Annotated in this window: 10 protein-coding genes and 1 pseudogene; 5 read left to right on the plus strand and 6 right to left on the minus strand. The window is 55.0% G+C overall.

From position 1 onward, the window contains the following. Positions 1–128: 128 nt before the first annotated feature. Positions 129–512, plus strand: coding sequence for a macro domain-containing protein (locus tag CINSTRO3249_RS08810; RefSeq protein ID WP_256381653.1), 384 nt, complete (start codon positions 129–131; stop codon positions 510–512). On the opposite strand, the gene CINSTRO3249_RS08815 is transcribed toward CINSTRO3249_RS08810, so the two are convergent. Then, a complete protein-coding gene (locus tag CINSTRO3249_RS08815) occupies positions 494–769 on the minus strand; it encodes a hypothetical protein (protein WP_074013009.1) in 276 nt (91 codons plus the stop codon). The genes CINSTRO3249_RS08810 and CINSTRO3249_RS08815 overlap by 19 nt on opposite strands. Positions 770–991: 222 nt before the next feature. On the opposite strand from CINSTRO3249_RS08815, the gene CINSTRO3249_RS08820 reads away from it, so the two are divergent. From CINSTRO3249_RS08820 to CINSTRO3249_RS08835, 4 genes and pseudogenes are all read left to right on the plus strand, one after another. Continuing rightward, on the plus strand, positions 992–2,590 hold the full coding sequence (locus CINSTRO3249_RS08820; protein WP_084790167.1) for a glucan biosynthesis protein G: 1,599 nt from the start codon (positions 992–994) through the stop codon (positions 2,588–2,590). Then, positions 2,583–5,125 (plus strand): annotated as a pseudogene (gene mdoH / locus CINSTRO3249_RS08825) (glucans biosynthesis glucosyltransferase MdoH). Before CINSTRO3249_RS08820 ends, mdoH begins: the two are co-directional and overlap by 8 nt. 500 nt (positions 5,126–5,625) lie before the next feature. Continuing rightward, positions 5,626–6,267: a hypothetical protein gene (locus tag CINSTRO3249_RS08830; RefSeq protein ID WP_074013010.1), complete on the plus strand. Its 642-nt coding sequence runs from the start codon at positions 5,626–5,628 to the stop codon at positions 6,265–6,267. 90 nt (positions 6,268–6,357) lie between these two features. Next, complete coding sequence (locus CINSTRO3249_RS08835; RefSeq protein ID WP_074013011.1) at positions 6,358–6,588, plus strand: YceK/YidQ family lipoprotein; 231 nt, start codon at positions 6,358–6,360, stop codon at positions 6,586–6,588. 91 nt (positions 6,589–6,679) lie between these two features. Here CINSTRO3249_RS08835 and CINSTRO3249_RS08840 read toward each other — a convergent pair whose 3' ends face one another. From CINSTRO3249_RS08840 to CINSTRO3249_RS08860, 5 genes are all read right to left on the minus strand, one after another. Further along, positions 6,680–7,060: a MysB family protein gene (locus CINSTRO3249_RS08840; protein WP_074013012.1), complete on the minus strand. Its 381-nt coding sequence runs from the start codon at positions 7,058–7,060 to the stop codon at positions 6,680–6,682. Between the two features lie 190 nt (positions 7,061–7,250). Next, positions 7,251–8,321 (minus strand): phage integrase Arm DNA-binding domain-containing protein, encoded by a 1,071-nt coding sequence (locus CINSTRO3249_RS08845; RefSeq protein ID WP_074013013.1) that lies wholly within the window; start codon positions 8,319–8,321, stop codon positions 7,251–7,253. Further along, positions 8,296–8,538, minus strand: a complete 243-nt coding sequence (locus CINSTRO3249_RS08850) for an excisionase (protein WP_074013014.1) — start codon at positions 8,536–8,538, stop codon at positions 8,296–8,298. Before CINSTRO3249_RS08850 ends, CINSTRO3249_RS08845 begins: the two co-directional genes overlap by 26 nt. Before the next feature lie 18 nt (positions 8,539–8,556). Further along, positions 8,557–9,336: a Rha family transcriptional regulator gene (locus CINSTRO3249_RS08855; RefSeq protein WP_074013015.1), complete on the minus strand. Its 780-nt coding sequence runs from the start codon at positions 9,334–9,336 to the stop codon at positions 8,557–8,559. Positions 9,337–9,432: 96 nt separating this feature from the next. After that, on the minus strand, positions 9,433–9,705 hold the full coding sequence (locus CINSTRO3249_RS08860) for a hypothetical protein (protein WP_074013016.1): 273 nt from the start codon (positions 9,703–9,705) through the stop codon (positions 9,433–9,435). Positions 9,706–9,738: the final 33 nt, after the last annotated feature.

The raw sequence follows: 9,738 nt of genomic DNA on the forward strand, positions 1-9,738 counted from the left end.
GTCATATGCTGTTTAACCAGCGTCTGATATCGGCGGGTAAGGCGAGAGTCAATCCCGCCAACAGATAGGTTGAAATCATTCTGCAAAGTAATAACAGGTATCACGATAAATGTGTAGATACCTATGCACTGAGGGAGGCGTGTGCGGCGATTCGTCGCGATCGCGGCGGATGTGCGGTAGGAGAGGCGGTGATAACCGGCGGCGGCGCTCTGCCCGCGCCGTACGTTATTCATACCGTCGGCCCCGTCTGGCGCGGCGGCGGGCACCATGAAGCCGCGCTGTTGCGCCGCGCCTATGACAGCAGTCTGCGGCTCGGGGCGGCGCACCGTTTTGCCCGTTTGGCCTTCCCGAATATCAGCACTGGCGTTTACGGCTTCCCGAAGCCCGACGCGGCCCGCATCGCCATTGATGCTGTGCGCGGGTTTCTGGCGCACCATGCCTGGCCGCAGCAGGTGATTTTTGTCTGTTTCGACGAGGAAAATGCGCGTTTATATCAAACGACGCTGGCATAGCGTCGCCATAGATTGCCGATGATGCCGATGATGCCGGGATAGCTCGGCGGGAGAGCGTGGCAACCAATGCGTTGCCAGACGGCGTCGGCATGCCGCGGCGGCCTGTTTGACCTGTCATCCCCGGCAAGGAAATGTAATAAGATCTTTCCGTGCGTCGGCGGTCTAAGCGCGCCATCCGGCCCGATTGGCAGGTTATTATCACGGGTCAGGGCAATATGCTGATTTGTCGGGGTTAAAAATTCTGCTTTTTTGCCCATAATCCGCTGAAAGAGAAAAAAGCATTAACCCCCGCCCGATGGCTCAGGTAAAATCAAACCGGGCGCCAACTGTTGGCTTACCCTTTTATAGACTATCTTTTATCACTCGAAGAGTCGGTTTTTCAGCCTATTGCTACACAGGGTGCCGGGAAGGCGAATAAGAGGAACCATTACTGTATCATGCTGTCGGACAAGTGATTTCAGTAATAAAGATTGCTGTAAATGATTAAGAGCACACGCAGAGGGGGGGATGTGCCAAATAATAAATTCTTCGTCAAATCATCCAAAGCGAGTCTCCGTTGGCTGGGAGCCACGGTGTTGTTGACGCTATACGCTTTGCCCTCATGGGCATTTTCTATTGACGATGTGGCTAAGCAAGCCCAGGCGCTGGCGGCTAAAGGTTATGAAGCGCCAAAGAGCAATGTGCCTTCGCAATTTCGCGAAATGAAATTTGCTGACTATCAGCAAATTCAATTCAATCATGACAAGGCGCTGTGGCACGATTTACCGACCCCATTCAAAATCGAGTTTTACCATCAGGGGATGTATTTCGACCAGGCGGTGAAAATCAATGAAGTGACGGCGACCACCGTTAATGAGGTTAAATATTCATCGGATATGTTCAACTTCGGTTCGGTCAATCACGACCCCGATGCGGTAAAGGATCTCGGTTTTGCCGGGTTTAAAATCCTCTATCCGATTAATCAGCTCGATAAAAATGACGAAATCGTCAGCATGCTGGGTGCCAGCTATTTTCGTGTGATCGGCAAAGGGCAGGTATATGGCCTGTCCGCGCGCGGCCTGGCGATCGATACCGCGCTGGCGTCCGGCGAAGAGTTTCCGCGTTTTCGTGAATTCTGGATTGAGCGTCCCAAGGCCAACGACAAGCACCTGGTGCTGTATGCGCTGCTCGATTCTCCCCGCGCCACCGGCGCTTATCGTTTTGTCATCTATCCTGGGCGCGACACCAGCGTCGATGTCCAGTCGCGCGTCTATTTGCGTGACAAGGTCGGCAAATTGGGTCTGGCGCCGCTGACCAGTATGTTCCTGTTCGGGCCCAATCAGCCGGCCACGACCATGAATTTCCGACCGGCATTGCACGATTCCAACGGTTTGTCGATTCACGCCGGCAACGGCGAGTGGATCTGGCGCCCGCTGAATAATCCCCGGCATTTGTCGGTAAGCACGTTTCAAATAGAGAACCCGCGCGGTTTTGGTCTGCTGCAGCGCGGACGTGATTTCTTCCAGTACCAGGATCTCGACGATCGTTACGACCTGCGCCCGAGCGGCTGGGTGGAACCCCGCGGCGATTGGGGCAAAGGGCATGTCGAACTGGTGGAAATCCCGACCAACGATGAAACCAACGACAATATTGTCGCGTTCTGGACGCCGGAAAAACTGCCGGACGTCGGTCAGCCGCTGGAACTGGCCTACCGGCTGCACTTCTCGCGTGATGAAGACAAAATTCATTCTGCGGATTTCGCCTATGTGAAGCAGACCCTGCGTTCCGCGGGCGATGTGAAACAGACTAACCTGACGCGTCAGCCTGACGGTACCACCGCTTTTCAGGTGGATTTTGTCGGCCAGCCGCTGAAAGAGGTGGACCCGGCCGCGCCGGTCACGTCACAGATTAGCGTGGGCGACAACGCCGAGGTGGTGGAAAACAGCGTCCGTTTTAACCCGGTCACCCACGGCTGGCGTTTAACCTTGCGTCTGAAGGTGAAAGACACCAAGCAACCTACCGAGATGCGTGCCGCACTGGTTAACGGCGATAAGACATTGACCGAAACCTGGAGCTATCTGCTGCCTGCCAATGAATAATTCTACCTCCACCAGCCTCGACTATGTCGAGGCGTTGCCGCTTGCCGCTGAGCAAAAGGCCGACCTGCGCGACCAGCTGCGCGGGCAAGGCGACGTCGCGCCCGATGCCGTGCACCACGCCCTGAGCGACGGATCCCCGGCCCCAGGGCGAGATGCTGGCCGCCGAGGATGCGGCGCTGGGATCGGTGACCCGTCGTTTGCATATGGCCTGGCCGCAAACCGCGCGTCATCCTGATCTTCTGGTGCAAGACAGCCGCGGGCGCACGGCTATCAAGGCGATGCCGACCATCAAGCGTACCACCATGTTTCCCGAACCCTGGTTTACCAATCCGCTGGTCCGTTTCTGGGGTGTGCTGCGGGGCAAATCCCGCAAGCCGCGCCATAAGCAGGAAATGGCTGCCCGCGAAGACGGCAACTGGCGGACCGTCGGTACTATCCGTCGCTATATACTGTTAGCGCTGACGCTGTTTCAGACCGCCATCGCCACCTGGTATATGAAGACCATTCTGCCTTACCAGGGCTGGGCGCTCATCGATCCGATGGATATGATCCATCAGGATGTGCTGCAGTCGGTGCTGCAGTTGCTGCCTTATGTGTTGCAAAGCGGGATCCTTATTTTGTTCGCCATCCTGTTTTGCTGGGTGTCGGCCGGCTTCTGGACCGCGCTGATGGGCTTTTGGCAGTTGTTGATTGGCCATGATAAATACAGCATCTCCGCCAGTACCACCGGCGATGAACCGTTGAATCCGGCGCACCGCACGGCGCTGATTATGCCTATCTGCAACGAAGACGTAGAGCGGGTGTACGCCGGCTTGCGCGCGACCTATGAATCCGTTGCCGCGACCGGCCAGATAGATCACTTCGACGTCTATATCTTAAGCGACAGTTATCATCCCGATATTTGCGTCGCCGAGCAGAAAGCCTGGATGGAGCTGTGCGAAGAAACCGGCGGCACCGGGCGCATTTTTTATCGCCGCCGCCGCCGTCGGGTGAAGCGCAAAAGCGGTAATATCGACGATTTCTGCCGGCGGTGGGGTAACCAGTACGCCTATATGGTGATCCTGGACGCCGACAGCGTTATGAGCGGCCACTGCCTGACCAATCTGGTGCGGTTGATGGAAGCCAATCCGCGCGCGGGCATTATCCAGAGCGCGCCGAAGGCGTCCGGCATGGACACGCTGTATGCGCGCTGCCAACAGTTCGCAACCCGGGTTTATGGGCCGTTATTTACCGCCGGCCTGCATTTCTGGCAGTTGGGGGAATCCCATTATTGGGGACATAACGCCATTATCCGCATTGAGCCGTTTATCAAGCACTGCGCGTTGGCGCCGCTGCCTGGGGAAGGGTCCTTCGCCGGGTCCATTTTGTCCCATGACTTTGTCGAGGCGGCTCTGATGCGCCGGGCGGGCTGGGGGGTATGGATCGCGTACGACTTGCCCGGCAGCTATGAAGAATTGCCGCCCAACCTGCTGGATGAGCTCAAACGCGATCGCCGCTGGTGCCAGGGCAACCTGATGAACTTCCGGCTGTTTTTGGTGAAGGGGATGCATCCCGTTCATCGCGCGGTGTTCCTGACCGGCGTTATGTCCTATTTATCGGCGCCGCTGTGGTTTATGTTTTTGGCGCTCTCCACCGCCCTGCAGGTGGTGTATACGCTGATGGAGCCGCAATATTTCCTGCAGCCGCGTCAGCTCTTCCCGGTGTGGCCCCAGTGGCGCCCGGAACTGGCGATAGCGTTATTTTCCACCACGCTGGTGCTGCTGTTCTTGCCCAAACTGTTGAGCGTGATCCTCATTATCGCCAAAGGCGCGCGGGAGTTCGGCGGCGTGCTGAAGGTTACCGTTTCGATGCTGCTGGAAATGCTGTTTTCCGTGCTTTTGGCGCCGGTGAGGATGCTATTTCACACGCTGTTTGTGGTGAGCGCGTTCCTTGGCTGGTCGGTGCAGTGGAATTCCCCCCCAGCGCGATGACGACGCGACACCCTGGAGTGAATCCTTTAAGCGTCACGGCTCGCAAATGTTGCTGGGTCTGGTCTGGGCTGGCGGCATGGCTTGGCTGGATCTGCGTTTTCTGTGGTGGCTGTCGCCGATTGTCGTGTCGCTTATCCTGTCGCCGTGGGTGTCGGTCTATTCCAGCCGGGCGAGACTGGGGCTCCAGTGCCAGCGCGCCGGTCTGTTTCTCATTCCTGAGGAATATTCGCCGCCGAAAGAACTGGTGGCTACCGAGAATTATCTGCAGAGTAACCGCGCCCGCATGTTGTCCGACGGTTTCCGCCGGGCGGTGGTTGAGCCGGCCTATAATGCGCTGGCCGTGGGCATGGCGACCGCCCGTCATGGGGTATCGGATCTGGTGGAGCGCAACCGGCAGGAGCATCTCGCCGCCGCTCTGACATTGGGGCCGGCGAAACTCAATCCCGCTCAGCGTCTGGCTATCTTAAGCGATCCCGTCACGCTGTCCCGGTTGCACCTGCGCTTGTGGTCGCAGCCGGAGCAATTGACCGTCTGGCGCACTCCCGCCGTCGTCAGGCGGCGCTGAGCGCACCCACGCGGTCACCCTAGACCCCTAGCTCATCAAACCCGGCCGTAGCATAGCGGCCGGTTTTTTTTTGCACGCCAGGCCACGACAGGCTGCGCTGTCGCTCCTGTCCAGACCCCAGGTAACCGCCGCATCATACACCCGCGCTAATCAATGCTTCTCATGCCGCCAAAGCCGGGTTGGGCTGCACCTCGCCGTATCGCGGCGTGTGGCCGGTTCCGCTGGCATGGGTCTGCAGGATATCTGGGCTATACTTATAAGGCTAATTAACGTTTCCTGTCGTAGACGACGAGAGGGGAGGGCCGTCTGACGCCGTTGCGGCCGGCGCGGCCATGTTGCCGCTAAAGCCTAAGCAAGAGTGGCAAAAAGCGCTTGCAGACCACAAAAACTCCCTTTGGTTCCACATAAAGTGCCAGATCATGCGATGGGAGCATTTATTGTAACTTGACGGCGGGGGTTGACCGTTAAAATCCCCTCAAAATTCAGGGTATGAGGATACCATGCAGAGTGATTGGCTGTTTGTATTGAAAAAATTGGGCGTTTTTCTGCTGTGTGCCGTAGTGATCGCGCTGCTGACTTCCTTACTGTTTATCGATATTAATGGATTTCATAATGGGGAGCATGAATCTTCACTGACCGAAATTGCGCAAGAGCTGATTTTAGTCATGATTGTGGTGATCCACGGCTTGTTATTGCGTAATGCCGCCTTGCGCCACAGCAGCGCATTAATCGGCGGTTTTTTCCTGTGTATTTTGATACGCGAGATGGATTTTGCCTTTGATCTGATCCGCCACGGCAGCTGGCTATGGTTCGCGCTGGCGGTGACGCTCGCGGCGCTGCTCTATGCCGGCCGCTGTCCGCAACGTACCCTGGCCGGCCTGGTGGTCTTTTTTAAACACCCCAGCTACGGTATGCTAAGCGCCGGTCTGCTGACTGTGCTGTTGTTCGCCCGTCTGATGGGGATGGGCACGCTATGGCATACGCTGCTGGCGGATGATTTCATCCGTACCGTCAAAAACGCGGTGGAAGAAGGTACCGAACTGTTCGGTTACGCGCTCTGCCTGTTAGCGACGGTGTCGTATTTCCGCTCCCAGCGCAGCGAAGATGCGCCTGTGGTGCAGCCTGCCGCGACAGACCGATAATGTGGGCGTGCCGGCACTGCTCCGGCACAGTGGTTGACATCGATAGGCGTGCGTGGGCCGCTGCACGATAATTAGGTAACCGAAGCTTTTATGGGACGATTTTGTCTGGTGCTGGCCGCGCTACTGCTGCTTTCCGGCTGTGGCAGCATCATTAGCCGCACGATGCCCGGCCAGGGGCACGGCAATCAATTTTATCCGGGCGTGCAATGGGATCTGCGCGACTCGGCGTGGAAATACCTCACTATCATCGATTTGCCATTGTCTATGGTGGTAGATACGCTATTGTTGCCGGTGGATTGGCGCCACGGCCCTTACGATTAGACCGCCGGCGCGGCGGGCGTTGTTGACGCCGGGCTGATGCGCCACAGGCCGCGGTTGCGCGGCTTGCGGGCTAAGGACGGACAGCGCATGCTTACATGGCGTCCCATTCATCCGAGGCGGTTTTTCCCTCTTCGGTGTCCAGTGGCGGTTCATATTGATATTCGCCCTCGTCCCATTCGTGCAGGGTATTTTCCTCCTGCCACTCCAGCCGCAGTTCGGTTTCATCGTAATCGCCGTCAAAAATCGCCTGGGCGGCTTCGCCCATGCGAAACGACATCGTCTCGCTAGCGTCATTTTCTTCCGCCTGGAATTCGGCTTCCCACATGATTTCGCCGTCTTGCAGGACATATTTCTGCAGGCTGAATTGCTGCACTGAAGGGGTTTCATCCTCCTTACTGCTGTCGGCAGACGCTTCTAAAAACTCTTCGCGGGCGATATCGATCGCTTCTTCCAGAGTTGCATACATGCTCATTATGTCTCTCCTGTGCTGATGAGGGGGCAGAGGCCGTTACGCCGATAACGGGCGTAAAAGTAATTGTTGTCGCTCTGGCCAAAGTTGCAAGTACCGCTCGCTAAACAGTAGATAGCGCCATTAAAATATCAGCCTTTTAATTCAGCTGGTTACAAGCTATCGATCGAAATTACTCGAAATTCGATCGAAATTATTCAATCTCAGCCCACTCCGACCCTCTTACATCTCGGTACTTATCTGTCATCTCGGATGACTTGTGTCCTAGCAATTTTTGCGCATAATCCCTACCTTTCTCATCGGTGTAAAGTCGCGCTGCCAAACTTCTGATTTCATGAAATGGGGGAGGGTTACGTTCCCATGTTAATCCAGATGCCTCGCGAGCTTTCCGAAATCCAGTGGAGAGTGTTTTCGCAGAAAATTGCTCATGTCGCGCATCGGCGACAATATGCGCTCCACCGTTATTTAACGTCCTAAACTGGTTCAGTACATCAGAAAGGCATAAGTTGAGACAGTCGATGCGGGTTGTTTCGGAGAAGGCAAGCATCATGCCTGTTTTCGCCTGTTTAATGTAAAGACGTCCGTCTTTGATATCCTCCCAGCGTAGTGCTTGTATATCTCCTAAGCGTTGACCGGTGACTAAAGCAAGGTCAAGACAGGGACCCACCCATGCAGGTAATGTATCCGCTGCCTTGCGTATGAGCTTCCACGCATCCAAGGTTATGCGTTCCCGTTGAATATCTATACGTTGGTTTCGGGTGGCTTCGGCTGGATTACTTTTGAGGAGTCCCTCAGCAATCGCTTCACGAAACAGGTCGCGTAACAATGCTCTGATGCAGTTCGCCATTGTCACTTTCCCTGCCTTTACCCATTGGTTCAGGAAGTCGGCAATGTCTTTGGTTTCTACTTTCTGAATAGCAAATTCGCCTAAATTGTCGTTAACTGTTTTCAGGTATTTATTGTACTCGCTCATCGTTTTCGGCTTAAGCTTTCGTCCCTCCAGTATTGTCAGATAACGTGTAGACCATTCGCTAACTGTGGTTGCCTGTGTGCCGCTAATGCGGTCAACGAGTGGTGATTGCTTTGATGAGCCATAAATCGCCATATTCGCGGCGATAGCTTGTGTAATGGCCTCCCGCCGATTGCGTCCGAGGCCATATTCCTTCCCCGTGCGTGGGTCACGATAGCAGAAATAGCCGCCATTGCGGGGTTGCAGGTTTGGCGGCAAATCGCGGTTTTTATGGCTTCTCCTCCGGCGCGCCATGTTTTATCCTCGATAGTAATGCGGGATGAACGTTCCTGGATGGATGAAAGGTATTGTTTCGGGTAAGCTTCTCGGCGTTTTCGTCAACCAGATATTCCCGCCCTTCAAATATTGCTGGCGGGAAAAAATGACCGCCTCGGGCGGCGCGTCTGAGCGTTTCCATACAGCGCGGACGGGCTTGCCGCCGATTCCACTCGGATAATGTGATGTATGCCATTATTTACCTCTGCTAAAATCAAGCCGCTGCGCCGTTTGTCATGACGGCAAGCAAGCGGGGGAATTGCGAATCATAGAAATGAGGCTGCGTCTGGCGAGGATTGGCCGGGTCAGTGAGGTTCTTGCCAAACTGCAAGCCTTTCTCCGTGAGCGTCCAGAACATCTTCTCTTTGTCGGGATGTTTGCTGCTGGGGCGCGACTTGCGCTCAACGAGGCCCAGCAGTTGCAGACGCTTAAAACCAGACTGTGCGGTGTAGGGCTTGCCATGCAGCAGCAAAAGCTCAGTGAGCGAATGCGTGACCTCGCTGGATCCCGTGGTACTGCCATCGGGTGCGTCTACCGCATAGGCTGGCAGGATATCCGGCATCCCGAGGGAAGATTGCAGCTTTTTCATTGCCCCCAGCATGGCCGAGGGAGCAATACGCAATTCCTGCTTGTAGAAAGTGAGCATTGCAATACCCGCCTGCACCTTATCGGTCAGCGTCTGTGCCATAGCGGCTGTGTTCACCGATTCCAGTTCATGCCAGCGACGAATGACGCGCATGCGATGGATAGCGCTGTAGCCGGTTAGTAAACATTCGGTATGGTCGCGGTCAAGCAGATATTCTGTTTGCGGACGGTTCATGCTGTCCATATAGATGTGCTCAAATCTGAGCGCATCTTCCTGAAGGTCATTCAGCATTACCTCAATGTCACGCTTAACATTTTTATGCTGCTTACCTGTTAATTCGGCAATTTCACGAGACGACATGGTTAGTACTTGTGAATTCATCAGGGCTTGGATAGTTAATTCAGACATAAGTAATCCTCGTCAATTAAAACGATAATGTAAGTTTGCACACCCGGTGTGCAGTGGTGAGGTGATTTCAGGCTGCCATGCGACAGCCGGGATTATTTATTGAACGGAGGCTTTAATTCGATGCATCGCACCATTTACCAGAGACGCCAGTATTTCCTCTTTCGGCAGTCCAGCATGAATACCTTCCTCATATTCCTCAATAAGTTTGCAGTCTGCTTCAAATTGCGCTTGCCGAATATCACCTTTAAGAAGCCAGCATTCTGCATTGGCCTGACTCTCCATGCGGACAATACGTCTTTCCAGTTTTTCAATTTCTTCGATAAGCCCCGTTTCCCGGCGGGCGAGTAATCCGGTGAGTAAACCATTCATATTTCACCTTGATAGCGTTAATGTGAGTCGGAA

Origin of the sequence: Candidatus Sodalis sp. SoCistrobi (genome assembly GCF_900143145.1) — a bacterium.
Taxonomy (GTDB): Bacteria; Pseudomonadota; Gammaproteobacteria; order Enterobacterales; family Enterobacteriaceae; genus SoCistrobi.